At 60.1% G+C, this 25,218-nt stretch carries 24 protein-coding genes and 4 pseudogenes; 12 read left to right on the plus strand and 16 right to left on the minus strand.

Annotated elements, in window-relative coordinates:
• The first annotated feature begins 18 nt into the window (after positions 1–18).
• The 3 genes from ACZ9DP_RS26645 (at position 19) to ACZ9DP_RS26655 (ending at position 2,432) form a co-directional block, all read left to right on the plus strand.
• Positions 19–1,092 carry a LacI family DNA-binding transcriptional regulator gene (locus tag ACZ9DP_RS26645; protein ID WP_476204090.1) on the plus strand — a complete coding sequence of 358 codons (1,074 nt, stop codon included), beginning with the start codon at positions 19–21 and terminating at the stop codon, positions 1,090–1,092.
• Between the two features lie 279 nt (positions 1,093–1,371).
• On the plus strand, positions 1,372–2,160 hold the full coding sequence (locus tag ACZ9DP_RS26650) for a 3-methyl-2-oxobutanoate hydroxymethyltransferase (protein WP_476204091.1): 789 nt from the start codon (positions 1,372–1,374) through the stop codon (positions 2,158–2,160).
• Between the two features lie 17 nt (positions 2,161–2,177).
• Complete coding sequence (locus tag ACZ9DP_RS26655; RefSeq protein WP_476204092.1) at positions 2,178–2,432, plus strand: helix-turn-helix domain-containing protein; 255 nt, start codon at positions 2,178–2,180, stop codon at positions 2,430–2,432.
• A gap of 276 nt (positions 2,433–2,708) precedes the next feature.
• On the opposite strand, the pseudogene ACZ9DP_RS26660 reads toward ACZ9DP_RS26655, so the two are convergent.
• From ACZ9DP_RS26660 to ACZ9DP_RS26705, 10 genes and pseudogenes are all read right to left on the minus strand, one after another.
• Positions 2,709–2,956, minus strand: a pseudogene (locus ACZ9DP_RS26660) (Na+/H+ antiporter); the annotation flags it as partial.
• A 1,325-nt stretch (positions 2,957–4,281) separates the two neighbouring features.
• The gene (locus ACZ9DP_RS26665; protein WP_476204093.1) at positions 4,282–4,533 is read right to left on the minus strand and encodes a Shedu immune nuclease family protein; all 252 of its coding nucleotides are present in this window, start codon (positions 4,531–4,533) and stop codon (positions 4,282–4,284) included.
• A gap of 40 nt (positions 4,534–4,573) precedes the next feature.
• The gene (locus ACZ9DP_RS26670; RefSeq protein WP_476204094.1) at positions 4,574–4,996 is read right to left on the minus strand and encodes a hypothetical protein; all 423 of its coding nucleotides are present in this window, start codon (positions 4,994–4,996) and stop codon (positions 4,574–4,576) included.
• Positions 4,997–5,078: 82 nt separating this feature from the next.
• Complete coding sequence (locus tag ACZ9DP_RS26675) at positions 5,079–5,927, minus strand: thermonuclease family protein (protein WP_476204095.1); 849 nt, start codon at positions 5,925–5,927, stop codon at positions 5,079–5,081.
• Positions 5,928–6,176, minus strand: coding sequence for a hypothetical protein (locus ACZ9DP_RS26680; protein WP_476204096.1), 249 nt, complete (start codon positions 6,174–6,176; stop codon positions 5,928–5,930).
• Between the two features lie 222 nt (positions 6,177–6,398).
• The gene (locus tag ACZ9DP_RS26685) at positions 6,399–6,779 is read right to left on the minus strand and encodes a hypothetical protein (RefSeq protein ID WP_476204098.1); all 381 of its coding nucleotides are present in this window, start codon (positions 6,777–6,779) and stop codon (positions 6,399–6,401) included.
• A gap of 37 nt (positions 6,780–6,816) precedes the next feature.
• Positions 6,817–7,109 (minus strand): annotated as a pseudogene (locus ACZ9DP_RS26690) (P-loop NTPase family protein); the annotation flags it as partial.
• A 33-nt stretch (positions 7,110–7,142) separates the two neighbouring features.
• The gene (locus ACZ9DP_RS26695; RefSeq protein WP_476204099.1) at positions 7,143–8,087 is read right to left on the minus strand and encodes a nucleotidyltransferase and HEPN domain-containing protein; all 945 of its coding nucleotides are present in this window, start codon (positions 8,085–8,087) and stop codon (positions 7,143–7,145) included.
• A 690-nt stretch (positions 8,088–8,777) separates the two neighbouring features.
• The gene (locus ACZ9DP_RS26700) at positions 8,778–9,524 is read right to left on the minus strand and encodes an NAD(P)-binding domain-containing protein (RefSeq protein WP_476205485.1); all 747 of its coding nucleotides are present in this window, start codon (positions 9,522–9,524) and stop codon (positions 8,778–8,780) included.
• Between the two features lie 51 nt (positions 9,525–9,575).
• On the minus strand, positions 9,576–9,824 hold the full coding sequence (locus ACZ9DP_RS26705) for a hypothetical protein (RefSeq protein WP_476204100.1): 249 nt from the start codon (positions 9,822–9,824) through the stop codon (positions 9,576–9,578).
• Positions 9,825–10,256: 432 nt separating this feature from the next.
• Between ACZ9DP_RS26705 and ACZ9DP_RS26710 the strand changes: the two genes are divergently transcribed.
• Entirely contained in the window at positions 10,257–11,411 is a 1,155-nt protein-coding gene (locus ACZ9DP_RS26710; RefSeq protein ID WP_476205486.1) for an MFS transporter, read from the plus strand.
• A 912-nt stretch (positions 11,412–12,323) separates the two neighbouring features.
• The gene (locus tag ACZ9DP_RS26715) at positions 12,324–12,806 is read left to right on the plus strand and encodes an SRPBCC family protein (RefSeq protein WP_074067636.1); all 483 of its coding nucleotides are present in this window, start codon (positions 12,324–12,326) and stop codon (positions 12,804–12,806) included.
• A gap of 169 nt (positions 12,807–12,975) precedes the next feature.
• On the opposite strand, the pseudogene ACZ9DP_RS26720 reads toward ACZ9DP_RS26715, so the two are convergent.
• The 4 genes and pseudogenes from ACZ9DP_RS26720 to ACZ9DP_RS26735 all read right to left on the minus strand — a co-directional run bounded on the left by ACZ9DP_RS26720 (position 12,976) and on the right by ACZ9DP_RS26735 (position 15,840).
• A pseudogene (locus tag ACZ9DP_RS26720) lies at positions 12,976–13,788 on the minus strand (serine aminopeptidase domain-containing protein).
• Between the two features lie 50 nt (positions 13,789–13,838).
• Entirely contained in the window at positions 13,839–14,528 is a 690-nt protein-coding gene (locus ACZ9DP_RS26725; protein WP_476204101.1) for a gamma-glutamylcyclotransferase, read from the minus strand.
• A gap of 329 nt (positions 14,529–14,857) precedes the next feature.
• Positions 14,858–15,106, minus strand: coding sequence for a hypothetical protein (locus ACZ9DP_RS26730; RefSeq protein ID WP_476204102.1), 249 nt, complete (start codon positions 15,104–15,106; stop codon positions 14,858–14,860).
• Between the two features lie 74 nt (positions 15,107–15,180).
• Positions 15,181–15,840 (minus strand): phytochelatin synthase family protein, encoded by a 660-nt coding sequence (locus tag ACZ9DP_RS26735; RefSeq protein ID WP_476204103.1) that lies wholly within the window; start codon positions 15,838–15,840, stop codon positions 15,181–15,183.
• A 344-nt stretch (positions 15,841–16,184) separates the two neighbouring features.
• Here ACZ9DP_RS26735 and ACZ9DP_RS26740 point away from each other — a divergent pair, with 344 nt between their 5' ends.
• The 3 genes from ACZ9DP_RS26740 to ACZ9DP_RS26750 all read left to right on the plus strand — a co-directional run bounded on the left by ACZ9DP_RS26740 (position 16,185) and on the right by ACZ9DP_RS26750 (position 20,557).
• A complete protein-coding gene (locus ACZ9DP_RS26740; RefSeq protein ID WP_476204104.1) occupies positions 16,185–17,369 on the plus strand; it encodes an acetate/propionate family kinase in 1,185 nt (394 codons plus the stop codon).
• A gap of 70 nt (positions 17,370–17,439) precedes the next feature.
• On the plus strand, positions 17,440–19,827 hold the full coding sequence (locus tag ACZ9DP_RS26745; RefSeq protein ID WP_476204105.1) for a phosphoketolase family protein: 2,388 nt from the start codon (positions 17,440–17,442) through the stop codon (positions 19,825–19,827).
• A 136-nt stretch (positions 19,828–19,963) separates the two neighbouring features.
• Positions 19,964–20,557: a carboxymuconolactone decarboxylase family protein gene (locus tag ACZ9DP_RS26750; RefSeq protein WP_074067625.1), complete on the plus strand. Its 594-nt coding sequence runs from the start codon at positions 19,964–19,966 to the stop codon at positions 20,555–20,557.
• Positions 20,558–20,838: 281 nt separating this feature from the next.
• On the opposite strand, the gene ACZ9DP_RS26755 is transcribed toward ACZ9DP_RS26750, so the two are convergent.
• Positions 20,839–21,726, minus strand: coding sequence for a LysR family transcriptional regulator (locus tag ACZ9DP_RS26755; RefSeq protein ID WP_194729468.1), 888 nt, complete (start codon positions 21,724–21,726; stop codon positions 20,839–20,841).
• Positions 21,727–21,888: 162 nt separating this feature from the next.
• Here ACZ9DP_RS26755 and ACZ9DP_RS26760 point away from each other — a divergent pair.
• Positions 21,889–22,329: pseudogene (locus ACZ9DP_RS26760) on the plus strand (SDR family NAD(P)-dependent oxidoreductase); the annotation flags it as partial.
• 58 nt (positions 22,330–22,387) lie between these two features.
• Here the strand turns inward: ACZ9DP_RS26760 and ftsZ are convergent.
• Positions 22,388–23,407 carry a cell division protein FtsZ gene (gene ftsZ, locus ACZ9DP_RS26765; protein ID WP_476204106.1) on the minus strand — a complete coding sequence of 340 codons (1,020 nt, stop codon included), beginning with the start codon at positions 23,405–23,407 and terminating at the stop codon, positions 22,388–22,390.
• A gap of 198 nt (positions 23,408–23,605) precedes the next feature.
• Here ftsZ and ACZ9DP_RS26770 point away from each other — a divergent pair, with 198 nt between their 5' ends.
• The 3 genes from ACZ9DP_RS26770 (at position 23,606) to ACZ9DP_RS26780 (ending at position 25,208) form a co-directional block, all read left to right on the plus strand.
• Positions 23,606–23,824: a hypothetical protein gene (locus tag ACZ9DP_RS26770; protein ID WP_039844655.1), complete on the plus strand. Its 219-nt coding sequence runs from the start codon at positions 23,606–23,608 to the stop codon at positions 23,822–23,824.
• Positions 23,825–23,925: 101 nt separating this feature from the next.
• Positions 23,926–24,924, plus strand: a complete 999-nt coding sequence (locus ACZ9DP_RS26775) for a ketopantoate reductase family protein (RefSeq protein ID WP_476204107.1) — start codon at positions 23,926–23,928, stop codon at positions 24,922–24,924.
• A 119-nt stretch (positions 24,925–25,043) separates the two neighbouring features.
• Positions 25,044–25,208, plus strand: a complete 165-nt coding sequence (locus ACZ9DP_RS26780; protein ID WP_194729466.1) for a hypothetical protein — start codon at positions 25,044–25,046, stop codon at positions 25,206–25,208.
• Positions 25,209–25,218 lie beyond the last annotated feature (10 nt).

Consider the following 25,218-nt stretch of genomic DNA (forward strand, 5'->3'; position numbering starts at 1 on the left):
TCTTCGCATGGATGTCATATGGCCGGTAATCCGGAAAAGGAAGTTCGCAGACAGAAGCTCCCGAAGAACAGGCTCGGGGATGTCGCCGCCCTGGCGGGTGTCGGCATCGCGACGGTGGATCGCGTGATGAACGAGCGCGGCAATGTTTCCGAGAAGACAGCGCAGAAGGTTCTCGAGGCTGCCCGCCAGCTAAATCTGCAGCGGACCCTTCCCTCGACCAGGCATCGCAATGTCAGGATCGAGGTCATCCTGAGATCGCCCGACGACGAGTACTTCAGCAGGCTCAACCGCGCCTTCACTGCGATCGCGGGTGGCCTCGACCGCTCGATCATCCTTCACCGGAACTCCGTCGACGAGAGACGACCCCGCAGCCTCGTGCAGCATTTGCAGTCGTCGACGGCGGATGCGCTGATAATCTACAGCGGCACCGGAAATCCCGCTCTGTTCGCTGCGATCGAAGAGAAGACTAAACGTGGCATTCCGGTCCTCACCATCAACAACGACCTTCCGGACTCCTCCCGGACAGCTCATATCGGGGCGGACCACCGTCGGATGGGCCGAACGGCGGCTTTCTTCATGTCAAAGATGGCCGCCCGTGACGGCTCCCTTCTCGTCGTGCGCCACACTGAAAGCTACAAGGCCCACCACGATCGCGTCGAGGGATTCCTGGAGGGGATCGCGGAGCGCCGGCCCGACCTGAGGATCGCCGAGATCCTCTCAGGACAGGACCAGACTTCCATGACCTACCAGCTCGTGCAGAAGGCCCTGGCAAAGCACGACGACGTTGTCGGCATCTACAATGCCGGGGGCGGACGCGCGGGCGTGTCTACCGCGATCCAGGGGCACGGCCTGGCTGGGAAGCTGATCTACATCGCTCACGAACTGACCGAGAAATCCTCGGCAATGCTCAGAGAGGGCGTGCTCACCCTGGCAATCGACCAGAACCCGGAGGAACAGGCTCGACAGGCGATGGGCTACCTCCTCGCGCACTTCCGCTACACCGATGGCTTCGCGCTGTCCCCAGTCCCTTTCTCCGTGATCTCGGAAGAGACGATCGAAAACTATAGGTCGGGAACCCAGGTCCCGACCTGAGAGGTCGCACCTCCCCAAGACGGCGCCGTTCCGAGTCAAGACCCCCGATGATGGTTTCCCATCAGAATAGTCGAGAGACATCGACCATCTTCTAGTGCTCTTATCGTTCATCCGACGGGGAGGCTAAATCGCAGGAGGAGAGCCTATGCGGAAGTGCCTATGCTCTTTCCAAGCGGGCTGATCAGCCGGGGCACTTCGATTCCGAGTCCGAGCGATCCCCGCGTTCACTCTCCCTCATGCCGCCGACTGACAAGACAGCAAGATTTTCGAGGAAGAGAAATGCCCGGAAGACCTACCGTTGCCAGCCTCCGCAAGCTCAAGGGAAAGCGCCAGATCTTGACGATGCACGTCGACACATCGCAGGAAGCCGCGGCCGCCGCACATGCCGGAATTGAGATGTTCACATGCGAGGTCGATGAGAAGCTGCCGGGGTTCCGGGCTGCCGCACCCGATGTCTTCATCCAGGCAGGCCACGGCCAGGGCGTTCTGAACTGTCCCGATGTGGCGATCAGCGAAGGCTTCAGAGCCATGGAGATCGGCGTGGACGGGGTCTACTTCGCGGGAAGCCTTCGCATCGTCGAAGCAATGGCGATGGAAGGCATTCCGGTCACCGGACACGTTGGGTACGTTCCGCGGTGGAGAACTTGGACCGGCGTTCGATCAGTCGGAAAAACCGCCGGGGAAGCCGTCGCGCTTTATCAGAAGGTGAAGGATCTCGAGAATGCGGGCGCCTGGGCAGTGGAGATGGAACTCGTTCCTGTGGAGGTCGCCGACTTCATCACCCGCAACACGACCCTCGTGACCGAGGGAATGGGCTGCGGCGCGGTTTGCGACACCCAGTACCTTTTCTCCTGTGACGTCCTTGGCACCAACCGCGGCCACTATCCTCGTCATGCGAAGAAATACGCTGACCTCGCTGCGGAGGAAGATCGGTTGCAGGAGATGCGTCTTGCTGCGTTCCGGGCTTTCGCCCGGGATGTCGAGAGCGGAGGCTATCCAGAGCGGTCGCATGAGATCCACGTCGGCGACGAGGTTCGCGAGGCGCTGGAGAGAACCCTGATAAGATAGTCCTGAGAAGAAGGCGGATGACTGCTGACGGACAGCTCGACCAGATACGCGCGTTTGTCGCCGTTGCCGAGGAACAGAGCATCGACGGCGCCTCGAGGAAGCTGCATGCGACGCCGGACCCGGTCAACGACAGTCTGCCGATGTTTGAGAGTCGAGCGCTTCGATCGATCCCGGTCGCGGCATCTGCTTACCGAAGTGGGTCGCGAGCTGCTCACTGGATGCCGCGCGGTCCTGTCTGCGCTGGCCAGATTGAACGACGAGGCACGTTGTGAAGAAACGCGCCGACGCGGCTGGGATCCCGAATCGACAACGGGCATGTCTCCCTCTCGATCTCCCTCGACCCTTCTTCAGGTTCGCGATCCGATCGTCGAAGTGAAGTGTCGGGCCTGCGGACGGGGCTGGAAGCTATGCGCGCGCCGAACTTTGAAGAAGCACGGGGCAAGCATTACGTTCGCCCGGCTTCGGCGCATGTCAGCGCTCGGATGTGGATGTCGATGGGGATCGGTGCGGCACGACGTTTCCGTGCCTGCAGAAATCGTAACTTCGGATTATGCCTTCGCGGAGATCGCACTCAATTCTTCAAGATCCAGATCACGCTCCAGTTCGCGGAGGGTTTCGTCATCGATTTGTCCCGAACGATGCAGCCGGATGAGTTCGGTACGGCCGACGCCAACCGCCTCTAGACAACGTCGAAATGGGCGTAAAGCATCGGCATGTAATCCTCGGTCCGCTCCGCGTAACCTACAATGGCCGTCGCCCGATGCTCGTACCTCTTTAGCAGTTGGGGATGGATCAGGTTCGCCCCCGAACAACATCACCGTTCCGCTGAAACGATTCCCAGGTCGCTCCGCCCGCTCGAGGACGCTGACCTTGTCTACCAGGGTGGCAGCGAAGAGTGCCGCGATCAGCGCCCCGGCGGCGAGAGCGTACAGCCCTGCCGCCACCCCAAAAGTCGGGATCAAAAGAACGGGGAAAAGATATGCAAGTCCGATCTGTGGCACCACAGATGCCCCACAGAGGATTCCAGTAAGTCTGTCGGGATTGTTCGAACGTACGATGATCGTGTTCGCCGCTCCAAAGAGAAGTCCCGCAAGCAGGCCCGCGGCGGCCCGGTCGAGAAACACGGCGGCTGTTGTTTCAGCGTGTGCGTTTGCAACGTTGACCGCCACCAATCCGAGCGCGGTCGCCGCGGTCTTCAGGCGCATGGCGCCGCGCGCCATCCAGTAGCCTCCAACAGTGGCCCCCAATGCCAGACCGAGCAATTCAAGCGTCGCCGCTTGGCCGATGCCTGGCTTGCTCAATTGGCCCGCATCGTTCAGCCCGCCGAGTATGATCGGCAGCACCCCAAGAGACAGCAGAGATACAGTCCCAATAATGATGGACCCGAAGATCGTAATCGGCCTCATAGACAATGCCCCTAACACAGTCACTTTAGAAATCGATCAGATTAATATTGCTGCTATGCGCGTAGCATCGCTTCAAAACAGGTAAGCGGCACTTATCGCCACAGAATGTAGGCGCTCAATTATCTGCCGCACTAAGATACGTTGTGCCGTATTTCTGCGGGTTGCTTCAATTGCAGCGTGGAAGCTACCAAACCCCGCGTGTGAACGTTCCAGCACACCGAACATCGTCTCCGTCGCGGAACGTGGATCGCCGCCTTCGGTGGACAACATGGGGACTTCAGTCTCGAGCCAATTCGAGGCTCCTTCGCATGCGCGTTCTTGGACCGCTCATTAGAAGTGCGAAGACCGATTCTCCTTCATGCTCGGCTCCAACGCGACGAGCAGCGCATCGGAATTCAGACAGTCGCAGCAGATGCCGAAGCAATCCTCATCGAAGTCGTCCGTGCTTCTCGCTCGTCGACAGCAGTCGCAAATGATGGTGCCGTGGGACGAACGAGTGGGTGCCAGTATTTCGAGCAGTAAGTTTTCTACAGCATGCACGGCAGGTTCGGGCATTGCAACCTCCCTGAGTTCGTGATCACAAGATGGGAGCGGCATCAAGGGTTTTCCAGATGTCGATCTGGTCGGTCAAGGCGACGAAAAACCCGACGCCTCAAAGCGCGCGCTGGTGCAAGATCAGGTACTTCTCGTGATGAAACGTGCTCGGTCAAGCAATTCATCGAAATGTGACGATGTCGATACTTCTCGTCTCACGGCGGAAGAGCTCGAATGTGTCTCGCATGATATTCCCATCTCTAGGCGTTGCCGCAGTGTCGAACTCCAGCGTCGATCCGATCACGAGCGTTCCTGGACTAGGTTCCGAAACAAACGTAACCCAGAGCAGCTTTCCTCCGTAAAAGAGGTAGCCCGTCAGTTGATAGGCGAGATAGGCCACGACGGCATAGGCGACATAATTTGCGAGTCTCAATGCGCCGCCATTGCTCGCCCGCGTCCAGTCTTGTAGCCGATCACCTGCTGATTTTCCGGCGAGTAGCCAATAGAAATAGCTGACTCCAGCGGCCGCGATCACCACCGCGGCAAGCCTTAACGGGTATGAAACGGGGAAACCAGTTGCCAAGCAGTCCTGCGATGAGCCAGATGGCAAGATATTCGCGCCAACTTTTCATCGATTTCCATTCTGTCGCGGCCATGACGATCAGCAGTGGAACCGTCCCGTAGAAGAGGTAACCCGGCGCACGGAATACCGCTCCCCACCAGAGCGCACCAAGAAACATCATCCTGCTGCTGCCGTACGCATCGCCGCCCTCAAGGTGATCCGGGAGAAAAAGGTATGTCGGAACGGCGTTCAGGAATTCGAATAATGCCGCGAAAACGACGATACATAGGATAGTGACGAGCGCGACCCTTAACAGCCGAACTAAGATTACCATTATTGATGTCCACGGAGATTGCTGCGTTTCGAGGATGAGTGAAAAAGAAGGCTTTGACCTATCAGCGGCCACTTCGGAAAAATCATAATGATCGCTGCCCGCACCACGGCCGTGGGGTTCTCGGACAGCGGTCTCCCCGACAAATGAACGGGACGGCGAGGCGTTCGGCAATCAGGATTTGCCCTACATCTCGTCCTCCGACCTTCAAGACGCCGCAACTGCGTCCGTAATTGCACGCGTCCGTTCCTTCGGTACCGGTTGGACAAGCACACGACACCTTTGTGAGTTGCACGTTTGGCGAACTGACCAGCTCCTTCAGACGCTCTTTTGCGCGGTTGCCCAGTTCCCGTTCATACCTGCATTGAGGGCTGAAGGTCTCAGGTGTGTTGAAGCCAACTAGGCGCGTCCCTGCCCGCTCTCCCGCGACGTGGACGGTATCGCCGTCCGTCACTGTGAACGATGACCAGACCTGCTCCGCCACATTCGGCGACTTGCCAGCTGTACCAAGAAAAAATTGCTTCGGGCCGGTCTCGAACAGTGAGTAAAGAAGGCCGACCATTGCGATGAGTGCCACAATCACTGCATCTCGGGCAAACTTTCTATTCCACCACCTGACCTGTCGCGGCAGGAAGGAAGATTTTCGATGTTGTGAGCGACGCGGGTATGGGGCCGAACGGAATGCCACTATCGCTTCGTGGCGCTGCGTTCCGTCGCGCCCGAGAATTTGATTGAGTTTCAGCATTTGCTTGTCGGTCAGGCGCGTCCTGCCACCGTATCTCTCCAGCCTGTGAAGCACGTCCGAGAGAAAGCTCCGTTGCCACGGACTGAGCGTCGCTTCGGCCAGTGCTGCGCGAATATTGGCTTTGAGATGCTCCGTCTCAAAGAGCACGAGCGCCGCACCGCCTGGCTTCGAAGCTGAATGGCGCTGCATCTAGCAAGACGGCTCGACGCGCCGGGTCGATTTTTTATAGTGAAGCCAGATCGCGGCAATGGAGCCAAGCATGGCGAAACAGTACCAGCCGAACATCAGGCCGAGCACCCACGGTTCCTCGCTATTGCGAAGACCAAACCCAGTGGCGATCAAAACAACATGAGCAATAAGAAGTCCAACGGCAACGAAGATCACGAACACAACCCCTGTTAGTGGAATCGTTGTACGAAAAACAACCGTCGCTTCCAAGATGACGCTGCGCTCAGATAGGAAGCTGGTAAATGCGCGGTTACGAAATGAGCGGAGCCGACAGTTCAAGATGTTCGAGGAGTGACGCCGAAGGCCTGCGTTCGTCAGTTTACAATCCCGTGGCAGCCGTGCCGACCGCCACGCAGATAACCTCCGCGACATCGAAGCCGGATGAGTGTCGGAAGCATCGCGGAAGACGATTGCCATCATTCACCACGGGGATCATCGCGATTTCGGCTTTTCGCCAGTATGCCGCTTGAAAGTCCATTTCACGACGTAATCACCGTTGCGCTTCATCTTGGTCTTCGTCTGCACGCGAAACGCTCCGCCTAATGCCAGCTCGGCGGCTTCGAAAGCCTGGCGAGCCTCGGCAAGTGCCTTGTGATAGGCGCTGTTGTCGCGCTTTGGGCTTTCGGCCACCGCCTTAAAAAGGGCAGTCAGTTCGGGCTTATCTTCGTCCATCAATTGATTTGCTTCCTTTCGGCCCACACTCAGTCTCCGCTTATCTGTTATTTGCAGCCAGTGAGTTGAGGGTGTCACGCCGTCTGATATCAGGTCGATGGTATATGGTAGACGACCGAGCGGTATTTCGGATTGATACACCGTCCCATTATTTTTCCGCCATAAGCTTCGGCTACCATAGACGAATGTCCCAGATATCCGGCACGCGTTTGCTCTCTGGATCAAACGACCAATCAATCTGTGAGATGAACCCGCGGACAACACCAGTTTTCTGGCGAAATCTCCAAGAGCGAGGACCTGGTCCGAAAGTGCGGGCTTGCTTCGCTGTTGGTCGAGTATCTGCAGATAGTCGATAACGGCGACCGTTTCCTGGCCTCGACCCCGTCAAATAGCGAATGATGTATTCCGCGCTGATTTCATCCGACGTCACGATTTCCAGACTGTCGCCAAGCCGTGAGAGCCTTCATCCAACGGGGGTCAGTTTCGAATGGGATGCCGACCTTCTTATTGCAGGTTTGGTCGCCAGTTGGCAGCGCTTGCCTGCTCCAGTTCTGAAAGACGCTCCTTACAAATCTCCTCGACAATCTCGTGAAGGTGTTCGGTCCGCTCAAGCAGCCAGCCGAGGGCCTCCTCTGTGACCTCGAAGTGCTTCGAGTAGCGCGCTTTCACATAGGCTTCGTTGAGGATGTTGTACCAGGCGGTATAGCGGTGCTGGTCACGGGGCCAAGCGTCGATCAAGCGGCGGTCCTGATCTTCAGCCAGTCCCCTCAGGAACTTCAAATTGTGCGATGGCGGGCTGTAATTCGTCAGCGTCAGGAGCGCCGTCGCAAATGCATGCTCATTTGCTTGGTGCAGGCTAAACGCTGCCAGACGTGCCCATTCAGTCGCTTCACCAATTTGGCTGACCTGCCATTGCGCGGTCCGAAGGGTTAACTGAGCCTCGGGGTAGCGCCTTTCGAAGTGCTCCTTCGCCACCCTATACGCATCGACGGCGGAAAGCCTTCTTGGTTCGGCCAGCGGCCGGTCGTCGAGCTCGTAGAGCACGATGCCCTCGCGCAGAATGTCGACGAAGAAATACTGGCCGTCGGCCAGGAAGTTGTTCACCTCCCTGGCGCCATGGACGATGAGCCCGACCGGCGTCTTCACATCCTTGTCCCACATCAGCCGGTCGGTCGTTTTGTCCCAGTATTGCGGTTCTGCCAGTGCCTTGGAATTGACGAGCACCAGGATGTCGTAGTCGGAGCGGTAGCCCTTCATCGTGTGCGGCTCGTCGACCCAGCTGCCGCGCGCATGCGAGCCAAAGAGGATGATCTTTAAGATCCGGCCGCGCTTCTTGAAGGCGGCTGAGGTGCCTGACAGCGCGTCGGCGAACTCCTCATGGATGATCGTAACGACGCGGGCAAGCTCGCGCTGCTTTTCTTCCGGCAGATGTTCCAAGGACGATCGCATGGGTCCATCGATAGGCCAAAGTCGATTCGCCGTCTACTACTGGAAACTGTAGGAACCGCAGCGACTTGCAAGGTGACGCAATCTCCTGCGGCTACGGTGGAGCGGGATGATCCCCCTTGTCTTTTCCAGGGGGCAAGCTGAAGCTAGAGCACGTCCGCTGGTCTCGGAATCGGAATTGTGGTGACGGCTGTCGCTCTCCGGCCCACGAGAGTTTTCTCGGCCCGTCCGTCGGCTCCAATGATTTTTCTGCCCCGCATTTTTACCCGCCGGAGCGCTGGAGCTGAGTCGGGGGAGTTTCGTCCGCGCCGTCCGCGCATTTGACGATAAGGCGAAGCTGGAATGTGCGGCGATCCAGCCTCGTTCAACGGCGCGCCGCCAAGAAGGGAACAGAAATGAAGAGGCTACTAGCGTCAACGCTCGGCCTGTTCGCCGGCGTGTCGATGGGACATGCTTGCTGGTCATCGATCCTCTTCAACCGGAAATCCGCGAACGGTTCGACAGCGCAAACGAGCCTGTTCAGTCCTTGCATCAATCTCAGCAGTGTGTCGCGACCCACGGACCTCGCTTGCTGCAGCGCGCCGGAGAAGACCCCCAATCCGGCTTCGGCTTGGATTGCAATCACGCGGCGTCATAGGCGGTTGAGCACAGCACCGCTGCTCTGTCATGCCAGACCACCGCTGAGAACCTCTTTCAATCCTTCAGGCGGTGGTGGCTCCGCCTTTGACGAGTCGCTCCACGAGACGAGCCGCCTCCTCTGCGAGAGCCGGTATAGTGCCTGATTTCCGCGTCGATCCGAAATCGAGGCCGGCGAAATAGAGGCCCGGAACAATCAAGGCCGGCGCGCTCAATGTACTCGTCAACGAGGCGCTTGGTGTTCGCGGAGACTTCGTCGGCAAATCGCATATTGGCGTGGAGCTCATCGCCGAAAACGAGACTGTCGTTTTCCACGCCTCGGAAGCGGCCGAGCAACACGACGCCTTGTGCGCTCAGCGACTGCAGGCTGATCGTGTGCGTCGCACCGACAAGCGCGCGGGCCGGCACCTTGCCGGAAGGGAGGACGAGTTCCTTGCGCGGGACGTCGAGAAAGCCGGACAGCGTCAGCCAATTAAGTATGTTGCCTCCGCGATAGCGCCGCACCCAACGGCCGTTGCGGCTGGTCGCCAGAAACACGACGCGTCCAGCCAGCGCCAGGTCCTCAGCAATCTGGCCGCCCGACTGACCGCTGCCGACGACCAGCACCGCGCCATGCTCAAGCTGGGCCGCGTTGCGATAGGCCGAAGAGTCCACTTGGCGAAGTTCGACCGGCAAATTTACCGCCTCCGGCGGCCGGACCTGTCGATTCTGGTCGCCAGTGGCGATCACTATGTTGCGCGCCAGAAGGACGCCGGGAGCAGTCGTTAACCGAAAAAGCCCATTTTCTCGCGTCAGCTCCTTCACCGAGGTTTGAGTGCTTACCGGCAAGCAGTGTCGCTCCGCATAGTCTTCGAGCTAACAGACGAACTCGTGGTGGGTTATCGCGCCCCAAGGGTCCGGTCCCCGATAGGAATCGCCGGGCAATACGGAGCGGATAGTCGGCGAGTTCAGTCGAAACGAGTCCCATCGCTGCGTTCGCCACGTCTCACCGATCCGACCTCCATCAAGCACCTTATGTTCGCAACCTTGCTGCTTCAGGAAATAGCTGACGCCGAGCCCAGCCGAGCCAGCGCCAATCACGACTACGTCGAGAACTTCGCCCATGCGTCCCCCGCCTAAAGGTCTGGCGCATCCTACGCCTCGGGTTCAGGCGAGACTAGAGGAGGTTCGGCTAAAGGTTCCTTCAGAGTCTGCTTGGGGTCGTGACGGGACCTTCGTGGCATCAATATCAAGTACTGGATGTGGCTCGAAGCGGCCAACCTCAAAATAGCTCGTGGCATTTGCTACCGAATTCTGGAAGTCTAATGCGATAGCGTCGCGTTCATTCGGCAGACATGGGGCTGAGTCGTGGACACAAACGCATACGCTTCAAGCTTGGCTCCTGGACACGTCGGCCGTCGGGTGAAGCGGCGTCGACGCTACGGCGCTTGGAAGGATCAGATCGTGACAGCGTTTTTGCCGAAACGAGCGTACTTTCTTGTCTCGCTACCGGCGAGTGCGGACCCGACCGCCGGTCGTCTTCTTGCATCGCGCGGAATGCGCGCGTTTGCGGACGGGCTCGTCAGCCTTTCGTTACCGATCTACCTCGCGTCCATCGGCTTCGATCTTTTCGAGGTCGGTGTGCTGACCACCGCGACGCTCGCCGGGTCGGCCATCCTAACCCTGTCCGTGGGCATGCTCTCGCATCATTTCTCCCAGCGCCGGATGCTATTGTCAGCCGCGATGCTGATGATGCTGACGGGTCTCGCATTTTTCTTTGTGAAGGACTTCTGGCCACTGTTGATCGTGGCCTTCGTCGGAACGCTGAATCCGTCTTCTGGCGACGTGAGCGTCTTCCTGCCTCTGGAGCATGCCAAGCTCGCCCATAGTGTCTCCGACAGGGATCGCACCGCAATGTTTGCGCGCTACAGCCTGATCGGCTCGCTTTTTGGCGCTTTCGGTGCACTCGCTGCGGGAGTTCCAGAGCTTCTCCAGACCGTGATGGGACTTAGCGTCGGGCAGGCCTTGCAGCCGGTGTTCCTGCTCTACACCGCCGTGGGACTTGCGTCGTTTCTGGTGTATCGGCGCGTGCCGCGTGATCGGGCCGACGTCAGCACATCCCCGGCTCAACCGCTTCAAAAGTCGAGGACGCTCGTCCTGACACTCGCCGCCCTCTTCAGTCTTGACGCCTTTGCCGGCGGTCTGATCGTGCAGTCGCTTCTGGCCCTATGGCTTTATCATCGCTTCGGATTATCTCTTGCGGCGACAGGAGCGATCTTCTTCTGGTCCGGAGTTTTTTCGGCCGCCTCCTATCTGGTCGCGGTCCGCCTCTCCAACCGAATTGGGCTCGTGAACACGATGGTCTTCACGCACCTGCCTTCAAGCGTTTGTCTTCTGCTAATCCCCTTTGTTCCGGACCTTGCGACGACGATCGTCCTGCTTCTGATACGAAGCGCCCTGTCGCAGATGGACGTTCCGACCCGCACCTCCTACGTCATGGCGATCGTCACCCCCGGCGAACGGGCGGCGGCGGCAAGCGTCACGGCCGTTCCACGGAGCCTGGCGGCAGCGTCGAGTCCCCTTCTTGCAGGCTGGCTGATGTCCGTTTCCAGTTTCGGCTGGCCCCTCGTCGCCGCAGCGGCATTGAAGATCGTCTATGACCTCCTGCTGCTCTTCATGTTCCGGAAGCATCGTCCGCCAGAGGAGCGCTGACGACATCGACCGCCTCAACCGATCCATTAGCTTCATGCCAGGGACGCGCGCCGTCGGTCGGATAATTGGCCGTCGGGGATGTCGGGGGGACCGGTCTTCAATACTGCAGGCGAGGTCATCGGTCTTGTTAGCAGAAGCATCGCACCATCGGAGGATGACGAGCTTTGTCTGGCTTGGGCAGAGTGGTTGGCAGCGTCGGTCGCCCCTAGTATGTGGCCCGACAGCTTGGGGTGCTGTGCGGATTGATCCTTGGGCAATTGAAGGATTCTTCTCAACAAGAGGTCATTGCGCTAGCTGCTTCGCTAGGTGACGGCTTCGTCGCACGCAGCGTCAGCCAGCGGCTTGGTACGGACACTTTCATGGTCCATTTATAAGACCAGCGACGGTCCTGGTCTGCGAAGCGATGTTGCCGTCTGCACGACGGAGCATTTCGATCGGTACCGGTGCGTTCGTTCAGTCGTCTAGGTAGAAGAATGAACTGTCGTTCGGATTGACGACAGCTTCGTCCCAAACTCCGATCAACCAGCCAGGTCGCTTTCGTTTGGAACGGGCAACAATCTTAGCTGCTTGTCCGGCTGTCAGTCGCCTCTGACGTCGTCTGCGGGGCCGCCGGGCAAGAATTTCAGTGCGGGGCTGTATCTTAAGCATCTGAGCCTCTGCTGTGAGATGCAGAAAGTGGGGCTCTCAGAAATCGACCGGATTGAAATACCAACCAAAGATCGCGCAGGGAAGGTCTGAGAAGGGTGGGTAAGCAGTCACTCGCCAAAGTAGCTCGTCATTGCTCTCTTGCGCCAATAGGGGCGTTGCTATTTCGCACTGCGGACTGGTCTTCGGGCATGCGTCGCTATCGGGAAGCCGACATTCATGAGAAAATAAAATGGTGAGGGGGCTATCGTAGGGAGGAACACGCAGATGACAAAAAGAACTCTAAGAACCCTGGCGTGCGCTATTGCAGCAATGGGCCTTCTGGTCGAATCGGCCGCCGCGCTGGAGGTCGCCAGTTCCGCCACTGTGGCGGGCAAACCGGATGCGGTCTGGCAAAAGATCGGCGACTTCTGCGCCATTCAGACTTGGCATCCCGCCATATCGAAGTGCGCGCAGAGCGAGGAAGGTGGTGCGACCTATCGCACGCTCACGACCTCCGACGGCGGCACAGTCAAGGAGAAACTCGTCGAGCACACGGATACCAGCTACACCTATGACATCATCGATTCGCCGCTTCCCGTCGAGAACTATCGCGCCACGATCAGCGTCTCGGCAGAAGGAGATCGGACCAGGGTGGACTGGAAAAGCAGCTTTGACGCAAAGGGCAAATCGGATAGCGAGGCCAAGGACGTCATCAGCGGCATTTACAAAGCCGGTCTCGACAAGATCGCCGAAATGAGCGGAAACTGATCCGTAGGTTAGCAACGCGGGGAAGGATTGGTCCCGTGGAAAAGAGCCCGCGGTCGTGCCGGGCTCTTGGGACCGATTGTCGGCCCGCGGGCTTGTGGTGGGACGTCGAGTTTCCCGTCACTACTTGGCTTTCAAATGGTCATTGCCGTAATTTCAAATGGCCACCGGTCTAGGGGACGTCTCTTCTCAGCGTCTCGATGAAGCGGATCACGTCGCCCACCATGCTGTCGTTAAAAATGTCGTTGTGACCCGAGCCGTCGTAGATCAGCATTTGTTGGGTTCGGGAGCGATGCGGTATAACGCCTCGCCCGAAGATAAGGGAATGCTCTCGTCACGTCGACCGTGGATGAACAGCTTCGGTTGTCTCACCTTCGCGATTTTGAGGTCTGAACGGAAGGGATCCTTGATAAGAAGCGCAACCGGAAAGAACGGATAATGCGTCTGCGCCACTGACAGAACCGACAGGTATGGGGACACCAGGATGACTCCGAAGGCCGGCCCCTGCCCGGCCGTGTTCACTGCTACGCCGGTGCCAAGCGACCGGCCGAGCACAATGATCTTGCTTTTGGAGCGTACCGAAAGCCAGTCAAACGCGGCGATGCCGTCGGTCAGCAGCCCCTCCTCGCTCGGCCAGCCCGTCGATTCCGGATAGCCGCGGTAGGAAATGGCCAGCATTCCAACGCCGCGTGCGGCCAGCGCCCGCGCGAGAAAGCTGTAATTGTCGACGAGGTCACCGTTTCCGAAAAAGAGCAGCACGCAGGGCTTGTCGAATTCGCCCTGGCTGTAGAGTCCATGAAGCACTTCTCCGTCGGGCGTTTGGATATATACGTTCTCGCCCCCGCGCGCACGCCCTGGAGTAGGTGTGGCGCTCGCACCGGGCAAGAGGAGAGCACGCTGAGAAAAAAAACACCAGGCCTACAAGGGCCAAGTAGACGAAAGCCGCCATCAGCGGCAGGATCAGTAGCAGTCTTGTGGCGCTCACGGCAGCATGTCCCCGCGTGGCCTTCATTTCATCCGGCCCAAGGCGCCACACTATGCATCGGATCTGATCCGCTCCGCAACCAGAGCCTGCAAGCGCCAAAGGTTGCGATCGCGGATGCCTTGCTCCTCGAGATGCGCTACTGTGTTGTGGAGATACTCGGCGCCGGAACCCCAGTGGCCGCAAGCTTCCGCCAGCACGTCGGCAACCTCCTCAGGTGGCAGTCTGCCCGTGTAGAAGCGCGACTGCCGGTTCATCACGAAGGCGATGGCGCGCAGCGATCCCTTATCCGTTTCGACGGTGACCCAGCGGGGGATGTTGTTGGGCGGCTTCACCGTGATCTCACGCCGCACCAGCTTGTCCAACTGGCTTTCCAGATCGTCCGGTGGCAGTCTGAAGACGACGCCCCGACATTGGCCGCCCCGGTCAAGCGACATCATCAGTCCCGGCTTTTGCTTGGTGCCCCGGAACCGCTCGATCCGGAAGCAGAAGGAGCGGTGCCACCCTCGGGCCGTAGCGCGGCGTGCCTCAACATGGACGAGCTCAGGTTTCCAGATCAGGGAGCCGTAGGCAAAGAGCCACGCGTCCGGCCCGCCAGGATGCGAGGCCAGCAGGCCCTGCACGATGGCCTTATAGTCTTGGTCGGCGTGATAGGTCCAAGTTGGGTCCGGACCAGTATCCTCCAAGATGCGATGAACCTGAGCCAGATGCTCTGGCGTGAGCGCTATTTGACGGGTTCGCATGAGATCATACCAATGAAGGAACTATTGCTGACGAATGATACTTCCAAGCAAAGCCCGTGTCGCCAGTTAACGCTTCGTCAGTAAGCATAAGCATCTTTCACCTCCAGGTTCACGATGGGGGTTACACGCGAACTCAAGTTGGATTGAGGTCAATAGTGCTTGCCTCCTTAAGACGCCAAGGAGCTGGTAGGCGTCAGCTCTCGACTTCATTTTCGGGGAAGCTGGCGGAGTAGTCCCTCCAACGAGATTTTCGAGCCTGTTTTCCGTAGCCGAACCATAGCTGGCGCATTCAGCAGGACCGACTCGTGTAACGCGAAATGCGATAGCTGTCAGTGGCTCTTGTAGAGCGGCGGCGACACGTCTTCGGCGGCCAGATCGGGATAGAGCCTAAGCCTGATGCGTTCCAGCTCCTCCACGTTCCGCCGCTCCCGCTCCATCACCTCGATCGTCACATTGCGCCATGGAGATCCGGCCGGCTGGTCCCATACCGTTCCGCCGGATGCAATGAACTCGCAGAACCTCCTGCCCGATTTGATACGGCTGGTGATCTCTATGTAATGGTTGACGCGGTGATCCATGGAAGCCTCTCAAGCTCGTCCATGCCAAACGGTCGCTCTTAAAGATGACGAGATGATGACGCCTCCGGACAACACTATTCGTCGATCAGTAACAGGCCTCGTTTTTTGTCGCCGTCCATGGTGTCCATCGCAGAAAAAAGGCGCTCGCGATCGATCAGCCAGGGCTTGAAGTCTTCGTTCACATCGAGAACGAACACCATGTCTTCGGTTTCCAGATAGCCGCCGATTGGCGAGTGGTGGCCGACGCCGGCGCCAAAAATCATCTCACGGCTGAAATTGATGATGTAGCGGCGGCCGGGATCGTTGGCTCGCCTCATATGCTCGTGAAACGCCTCGCTCGTAAGATCGCGAAGGACCGAAACGTCCCTTGTGGTCTGTGCCTTTGCGACTTCGGCAAGCTCATCAAGCGTCAGCCCCATGATGCAGACGCCTGTCCAGCATTTTCCAGTGCCGTCGAGGACCTCGGCTTCCGTCGTCTCCTCCTCGCCGATCGATCGGAACACATTTGCCACGCTCGCCGGGCCGCAACGCGAACCGTTCGATTGCCATGTGACGTTCGACCTGAAAGTGGCGGCTGCCGGGAGCACCCAGGCGCGGTTGATCAGATCCGGCGCTTGGGTGACCGAGGCCTGGATCTGATCAGGCGAAACTTTGGACGGGCTGATGACATATAGCGCGGCTGCGGCCGACAGGCCGACGCCAGCAATCAAACCGGAAATCCACTCGCGCTTCATCGCCGAACCTCGAGGTCGATGAGCACCAGACGATACTTCAGAGCAGCCGCAACAGCAACGAGACACTAGAGGCAGGCAAGCCGTGGCTGCCCAAATGCGCGGAAATTTGCCGAACGTACTTCAATTTTTGCCCGCAGTAGCCTAACATCAGGCGGTGACTCCAGTTCCCCTGGGAAGACCTCCCAACCTTGGCCCGCTCCGGCGGGCTTCTTCTTGTCTCGGCTGTCCGGCTCGCAACGGCAGTTCCGGCTGTCTCACACGCCGGCCACCGCCGTGGTTTACGCGAGGGTGAAGGGCCCTAGATAACGAAAACGGCGGCGGTTCCTCAGTGCGGAGAGGCGAGCATGGATGCCGATACAGTCTGCCTGACCTTCAATGCCGGATCATCGACGCTCAAGATCGGCATCTTCGATGCCGGCACAGGCGCCGCCCGGCCGATCGGCAAGGGAAAGATCGACTTCGACGACAGCGCACTCGTCCTGCGCTATTCGCTGGGGGACGACAGCTTCGAGCGCCCGCTTTCGGGCGACAATGGCGAGCGGTTTGCCGAGGTCATCGAAGGCACACTGGATCACCTGCTGGCTCAACTGCCACCCGGCTCCCTGAAGCTCGCCTCCCATCGCGTCGTCCATGGCGGCCTTCGGTTTCGTGAGGCCGCAGCGCTTGACGCGCAGACGATCTGCGAGATCGAGGCGATGGTTCCGCTTGCCCCACTGCACCAGCCACAGGCGCTGCGGGTGATCCGCGCGCTGCAGGATCTGCGACCCGACATGCTGCAGACGGCATCGTTCGACACCGCCTTCCACGCGACGCAGGACGATCTCGTCCGGCGCATGGCGATCCCGCGATCGCTGCATGACGAAGGCGTGCGCCGCTACGGCTTCCACGGCCTGTCTTACAAATTCATCGCCGGCGCGCTCAACCGGCAGGCGCCGGAGGTGACCGGCGGAAAGGTCGTGGCCGCCCATCTCGGCAGCGGAGCCAGCCTTTGCGCCCTGAAGGGCGGCATCAGCCGCGATTGCAGCATGGGGTTCTCGGCCCTTGACGGCATCCCGATGGCAACGCGGCCGGGGTCGCTCGATCCAGGCGCCCTCCTCTATCTCATGCGGAAGGGAACGCGCGATCCCAGCGAGCTGGAACACTTCCTCTATCATGCCTGCGGCATGCTGGGCGTCTCCGGCATCAGCGGGGATACCCGGGATCTTCTGAAGGACGAGCGGCCGGAAGCTGCCCAGGCAATCGATCTCTTCTGCTTCCGCATCGCCAGCGAGATCGGCCGCATGTCGGTGACGCTCGGCGGCCTGGACGCGATCGTTTTCACCGCCGGCATCGGCGAAAACCAGCCGGAAATCAGGCGCCGCGTCGCCGCCCATCTCCGCTGGATGGGCCTTCGTCTCGACGATGGCGGGAACGAGGCCAACATGACGGTCATCAGCACGCCGGACAGCAGGATTGCCGCGCTCGTCATCCCCACGGACGAGGAGCAGGTTATCGCCGACGAGGCGCTCGCTATTCTCCGTGCGGGTTGATCCAGATCAAGAACCGGCCCGGCGCAAGCCGCTAGAGTTGAACCTGAACACGTTTCGAACAGGTGAATCCATGGAACAGCACGCCTCGAACACCGTCCCTTCCGCGCTTTCCGACGCCGACCTCGCTTTGCTCGACCGCTACTGGCGGGCCGCCAATTATCTCTCCATCGGCCAGATCTACCTCTTGGATAACCCGCTTTTGCGCGAACCGCTGAAGCCCGAGCATATCAAGCCTCGTCTCCTCGGCCACTGGGGCACGACGCCGGGACTGAACTTCATCTATGTGCACCTCAACCGGATGATCCGTGCCCGCGACCTCGACATCATCTATATGTGCGGACCCGGCCATGGCGGGCCGGGCATGGTCGCCAACACCTATCTCGAAGGCACCTATAGCGAGATCTATCCGGATATTTCCGAGGATGCGGACGGCATGCGCAAGCTCTTCCGCCAGTTTTCCTTTCCCGGCGGTATTCCAAGCCATGCAGCACCCGAAACGCCCGGCTCGATCCATGAAGGCGGCGAGCTCGGCTATGCCCTCGTCCACGCCTATGGCGCCGCCTTCGACAATCCGGAGCTGACCGTCGCCTGTGTCGTCGGCGACGGCGAGGCCGAAACCGGCCCGCTTGCAGCCAGCTGGCATTCGAACAAGTTCCTGAACCCTGCCCGCGACGGCGCGGTGCTGCCGATCCTGCATCTCAACGGCTACAAGATCGCCAACCCCACGATTCTTGCCCGCGCCAGCAACGATGATCTGCGCGATCTCTTCCAGGGATATGGCCACCAGCCCTTCTTCGTCGAGGGACACGAGCCGGCCGACATGCACAGCAAGATGGCGGCCGCCTTCGACGCAGTGTTCGACCGGATCAGGGACATCCAGGCGCAAGCGCGCTCAGGCGGCGCGGGCATGCCGCGCTGGCCGATGATCGTGCTTCGCAGCCCGAAAGGCTGGACGGGGCCAAAGGAAGTCGACGGCAAGAAGGTCGAGGGCTTCTGGCGCGCCCATCAGGTGCCGGTCTCAAACTGCCGCGGCGACGACGGCCACCGGAAGATTCTCGAAGACTGGATGCGCAGCTACGAGCCGGAAAACTTGTTCGATACGGACGGACGCCTGAAGGACGACCTGCAGGCGCTGGCGCCCGAGGGCAACCGCCGGATGGGGGCCAACCCGCACGCCAATGGCGGCCTGTTGCGCAAGGAGCTCTCCGTCCCCGATATCCGCGATTACGAGATCAAGATCGGGGACCGTGGCAGCACCGCCGTGCAATCGACCGAGATTTTCGGTCAGTACCTGCGCGATGTGCTGAAGCTCAATGCCAAGAACGCGAATTTCCGCATCTTCGGCCCCGACGAAACGGAATCGAACCGCCTCGGCAGCGTCTTCGAGGCGACGGACCGCGTCTGGATGGAGAACATCGAGCCCTATGACGTGCATCTTTCCCTCGACGGCCGCGTCATGGAGGTCCTGAGCGAACATCTCTGCCAGGGCTGGTTGGAGGGCTACCTTCTGACCGGACGGCACGGCCTCTTCTCGTGCTACGAAGCCTTCATCCACATCGTCGACTCGATGTTCAACCAGCACGCCAAATGGCTGAAGGTCACCCGCGAACTGGCGTGGCGAAAGCCTATATCCTCCCTCAACTACCTGCTCACCTCGCATGTCTGGCGGCAGGATCACAACGGCTTTTCCCATCAGGATCCGGGCTTCGTCGATCTCGTCGCCAACAAGAAGGCCGATATTGTGCGCATCTACCTGCCGCCGGATGCCAACACACTGCTCTGGGTCGGCGACCATTGCCTGAAGACCTACGACCGCGTCAACGTCATCGTCGCAGGCAAGCAGCCGGAGCCGCAATATCTGCCGATGGATGAGGCGATCGAGCACTGCAAGGCCGGGATCGGCATCTGGGAATGGGCCAGCAACGAGGATAACACGATCGCGCCCGACGTGATCATGGCCTGCGCCGGCGACGTGCCGACGATGGAAACGCTTGCCGCCGTCAGCCTCCTTCGCGAGATGATCCCCGATCTGAAAATGCGCGTCGTCAACGTCGTCGACCTTTTGGCGCTGCAGGCCAAGGAGCAGCATCCGCACGGCCTGGAGCACGGTGAATTCGACCGCATCTTCACAAAGGACAAGCCGGTGATCTTCGCCTATCACGGCTATCCCTATCTCATCCACCGGCTGACCTACAAACGCACAAACCACGAAAACATTCACGTGCGCGGTTTCATCGAGGAAGGAACGACGACGACGCCTTTCGACATGACGGTGCTGAACGAGCTCGACCGCTTCCATCTCGCCATCGAAGCCATCGAGCGCGTGCCGGGATTGAAGGAGAAGGTGCCGGACGTTCTCGACCGGCTGCATGTGAAACTCGCCGAACACCACGCCTACGTCCGGGAATATGGCGAGGACATGCCCGAGGTCAGAAATTGGAAATGGCCGGCGTCATGAGCCGGGCGGCGGCCGACCCTGCCATTTCGAGGCTCCGCCGAACTCCAAGCACGCCGGCGCGCACAAAGACCGTCCCGCAGATTGCCGTCCGCGTTTTTCCGCCTATCCTTCATGCATCATAGAGGAGGATCAAGCCATGCCCTTCATCCACACCCCCGACGCGTCCGCCAGCGAGAAGACCGCGTCCATGTACGCGTCCGCCGAGTCGAACTACGGCTATCTGCCAAACATGTACCGCACCTTCGGGCACCGGCCCGAGGTGATGGAGAACTGGGGTGCCCTGCTTTCGAGCATCCGCAGTCATATGAGCCCCAGGCGCTACGAGCTGGTGACGCTGGCGGCGGCAAAGGAGCTCAAGTCCTCGTATTGCATGCTGGCGCACGGTTCCGTGCTGTTGCGCGAGGGCTTCACCAATGACGGGCTGGCGGCCGTGGCGAACGAGACGGAAAAGGCGCCGATCGATGCCGTCGAGCGCGCCGTCATGGCCTTTGCCGCCAAAGTGGTGCGCGACGCGACCTCGGTGACGCAGCAAGATGTCGACGGGTTGAAAAAGCACCAGCTCACCGATGCCGAGATCTTCGACATCACCGCGGCGGCGGCAGCCCGCTGCTTCTTCTCGAAGATGCTGGATGCACTGGGTGCGGCACCGGACCATGTCTATGCCGAACGGCTCGACCCCAATCTCCGCAAGGCACTCACCGTCGGCCGCCCGGTCACGGGGCTCACCTGAGGCAACCTGAAATCGCCCTGCGGCTTTACCTCCTTGCGCCAATCTACGGGAGGGCGGACATGGCATATCGGAAAAGCAAGGGCAAAGACACTTGGCATTGGTGCCGCAATTGCAGCACCTGGCCAACATCGGATTACGAGGAAAAACCCTCGAAATCGGCGGGGCAGACGCGCCGGCACCATTGAGGGCTGCGCGCATGAGCCGCCGCTCGCTCCTCTCGCCAGCTGCCTTGATGAGGTCACCGCGGCAAGAGGTGCCCCCAGAACCCAGAACGCCTAGCGCTATTCCGCCTTCATCGCTTCGATCACTGCCCTGAACCCAGCCGGCATGTGGCGCCGGCTGGGGTAGTAGAGGTAGAGCGGCTCTTCCGGCTGGCACCAGTCGTCGAGCACCTGGATGAGTTCGCCGGCCGCGATCATCTTCTCCACGCGATCTTCCCAGACATAGGCGAGCGCCACGCCGCCAAGGGCTGCTTGGGTCATCAGTTCGTGGTCGTCGAGCGAAAGCGGGCCGGCCGGGTGGAAGGTAATCGCCTGCCCGTCCTTCTCGAAATCCCATGGGTAACGCGCGCCGGAGGGGAACATGTTCTGGATACAGAGATGGCGCTTCAGGTCGTGCGGTGTCACCGGCTTCGGCCGCCGTTTGAAATAGGCGGGCGAACCGACGACCACCAGGCGCAGCCGCGGCTTGATGCGCAAGGCGATCATGCCTTCCGTCACCCGCTCCCCAAACCTTATCCCGCCATCGAAACCTTCTTCGACAATATCGATCAGGCGGTCCGTGGCGCTGATTTCGAGCTGCAGGTTCGGATTCTTTTCGAGCAGCGGGCCGATCACCCGGCCGATCACGAAAGGCGCGATCGAATTCGGAACGTTGATCCTGACCTTGCCGAAGGGCGTGTCACGAAACCGGTTCAGCGCATCGAGCGCTGCAGTGATCTCACCGAAGGCCGGATCGAGATGCGACTTCAGGAGTTCGCCCGCCTCCGTCAGCGAGACGCTCCGCGTCGTGCGATTCAAAAGCCGGACGCCGATCCTGTCCTCGAGATTGAGAACCGCATGGCTGACGGCGGAGGCCGTGACGCCCCTCTCCTCGCCCGCCTTTCTGAAGCTCCGGTGCCGGGCAACGGCGGCAAAAGCTGCCAGTTCGGAAAGCTCGGTGGCGCGCATTGCTGAATTTCACTCATCATAGTTTCGATAATAACAAATCTTATACAGCAGCGCGTTTTCGGTCAAATTCCTCCCGTCGGCACAGAGATGCAGACACCCAAAAATCCTAGAGCTTGAAAGGAACGTGTCATGAAAGTCTGGTTCATCACTGGTGCATCCCGCGGCTATTTCGGTTATCCGGGCTGGGGCGTCTATGGTTCGACCAAGTTCGCCGTCGAAGGCCTGTCGGAATCCCTGGCCGCCGAACTCGAGCCCTTCGGCATCAAGGTGACGATCGTCGAGCCCGGCTTCTTCCGCACAGATTTCCTCGCCGACAACTCGCTGGCGGTCAGTCCGGCCTCGATCCCGGACTATATCGGCACGCCGGCCGGCAACATGCGCGATTTCGCAGCCGATGCAAACCATGCCCAGCCGGGCGACCCGGCAAGGCTCGCAGCCGGCATCATCACCCTTGCGAACGCGGCAAGCCCGCCGCTCCGCATGCCCTTCGGCAGCGATACAGTCGCGAAGATCGAGGAGCAGAATGCGAGCGTTGCCAAAGAGCTTGCCGAATGGCGCGAACTCGCCGTCTCGACGGATTTTCAAGCAGACGCCGCCGCTTGACACTGCCAGTCATTTCGCTCCGCCTGCGGAAAAGCCGAGGGCGGAGCGAAATTGCGTCTTATTGAAGCGTGCGCGTATGGATCTGCTGAGCGACGGCATCCGGTGCCGATGCGGAGAGCTCAGCGTCGAGGCCCGTTGCGACGACAGACACGCGGAACTTGCCGTCGAGATTGCGGTCGAAGATCGCGCCGACGACGATGTCGGCGTCGTCCTGCACCTCGTCGCGGATGCGGCTTGCGGCCTCGTCCACTTCGAAGAGCGTCATGTCCGAACCGCCGGAAATCGAGATCAGAACGCCCTTGGCGCCCTTCATCGAGATGTCGTCGAGCAAGGGATTGGCGATCGCCGCTTCGGCCGCCTTCAGCGCGCGCTCGTCGCCGGATGACTCACCGGTCCCCATCATCGCCCGGCCCATGCCGCGCATCACCGATTTGACGTCGGCGAAGTCGAGATTGATCAGGCCTTCCTTGACGATCAGGTCGGTGATGCAGCCGACACCGGAAAAGAGTACGCGGTCGGCGGTCATGAAGGCGTCGGCGAAGGTGGTCTTCGCATCGGCGATGCGGAAAAGGTTCTGGTTCGGAATGACGATTACGGTGTCGGCCGCCTGGCGCAGCGCCTCGATGCCGATATCCGCCGTCCTCAGGCGCCGGTTGCCCTCGAAGGTGAAGGGCTTAGTGACGACGCCGACCGTCAGGATGCCGGCGGAGCGTGCCGCATGCGCAATCACCGGCGCAGCACCCGTGCCCGTGCCACCGCCCATGCCGGCGGTGACGAAGCACATATGCGAGCCTGCCAGGTGATCCATGATCTCGTCGATCGATTCTTCGGCCGCTGCACGGCCGACTTCCGGCAGCGATCCGGCACCGAGCCCCTCGGTCACGTGCGCGCCGAGCTGGATGCGGCGCGACGCCTTGGACGTTGCCAGCACCTGAGCATCCGTATTGGCGGCGATGAAATCGACACCTTCCAGATTTTCGGAGATCATGTTGTTGATCGCATTGCCGCCGCCGCCGCCAACGCCGATCACCGTGATCCGCGGCCGCAATCCCGAAATCCCGCTTTTGGCGTCCGTCATCATATTCTCCTTTGATGCCATCTCTCGTCCCCGCCCTCGTTGCGGCAAACCGAATCGAGTGTCAGGCTAAGCGAGCAACAAGGCAGAGGCAGGGCGAAAGAACAAGCCGTATGCTTTCTGAAATACCCCATGGAACTTTTTTCCTGGTGGCATAGTTGAATTGATTCATGAATAATTCGCCGGAGGAGAACTGCTGAGATGCCTTTGTCAGCCGCAAGCCAGACTATCGCCTCGCCGCGCGAGCATATTCTGACAGTCCAGGAAGCGCTGGAACCGCTCTTTCTGGCTCTGGAGCAGGAGGTGGAGGTGAAGATGATCGCCGCTGCCGTCCGCGCCGGATGGTCGGCAGAGGACGCGGTTGCCGCGATCGATGAGCTCCGCCGCAATGAGCTTGTTGCGGACGTCACGTCCCATTGATGCGGGCGTCAAAAATCGGTTCATGAAGCGATAATTTCGCTCGCCATCCCGCAAGTGCGTCCTAAGTCTAGCGCGACAGCAATGATCGCGGAGCCTCCCTAATGCCTTTCAGGACTATCTGTATCTATGGCGCCGGCGCGCTTGGCGGTGCCATGGCGGTGAAGCTTGCAGCCGGACTCGGCACCGGAGCGACGATCTCCGTGGTGGCGCGAGGCGCCCATCTCGATGCGATGAGGAAGAATGGCCTTGACCTCTTCGAAGCCGGCTCCGAGACGCCGATCAACGCCCGTATCACCGCAACGGATGATCCATCGGCGCTTCCGCCGCAGGATCTGATCGTTACGGGCCTTAAGGGCCATCAGCTTGGCCCGGCAGCCGAAGGCATCGCCAACCTGCTGAAGGACGGCACGCGTGTCGTCATGATCCTGAACGGCATTCCGTGGTGGTATTTTCACCGCGACAGGCAAAGCCCGCATGCCGAACTGCAGTTGGAGGAACTCGATCCGGGCGGCCGGCTCTGGCGCCTGATCGGTCCGCAACGTGTCATCGGCTGCGTTGCCTATCAGGGCGCGGAAGTGATCAATCCCGGCCAGGTGAAGCTCTCGAACGATGGCCGCTTCATCCTGGGCGAGCCGTCCGGTGAACCATCCGCCGATCTCGAAGCGATTGCCGCGCTCTTCTCCCGCGCCGGCCTCAGTATTACGGCCACGCAGCGCATCCGCGACGAAATCTGGAACAAGCTTACTGGCAACGCCGCCTTCAATCCGATCAGCGCCCTGACGCGAGCCCTGATGACCGACATCATGGCCAATCCGGCGCTTGCCGAAACCGTCGGCAAGGTGATGACCGAAGTGCGCACCGTCGGCCGCGCGCTTGGCGCCCGCTTTGACAGCACCATCGAAGAGCGGCTCGAGCAATCCCGGCACGTAGGCGCAGTGCGCACCTCGATGCTGCAGGATCTTTTGGCCGGAAAGCCGCTCGAAATCGTGCCCCTCACCGGCATGATCGTCACGCTGGGACGGCTTGTGTCGGTGCCGACGCCGGTCTCCGAAACGGTATTCGCGCTGGTCTCGCAGCTCGATCGGGAGAACCAGCGGTAGACTGTTCCGGCACCTGCCAGGCGTCTTTATGACATTCTTATATCTTCACCCGTGAGCGCGAATGGATTTCCTATCCGCATCGGCGGTAGCCTTTGGCATCATGAAAAAGGTGAAACGCCATGCGTCTGATGTTTCCGCCCTTTTCGTTTCCTCCTTCGCGCCACAAGACCGGAGCGCGCCATATGCGCGAACGCCACACGGCGCAAATCCTGATGATCTTCGGCATCGTGCTTGCCTTTGTCGAACTCTACGTCGTCATCGCCAATCTCTGGCAGTTGTCGTGAGGTAAGATAC

The sequence above is a fragment of the Rhizobium sp. USDA 4016 genome, assembly GCF_056279705.1.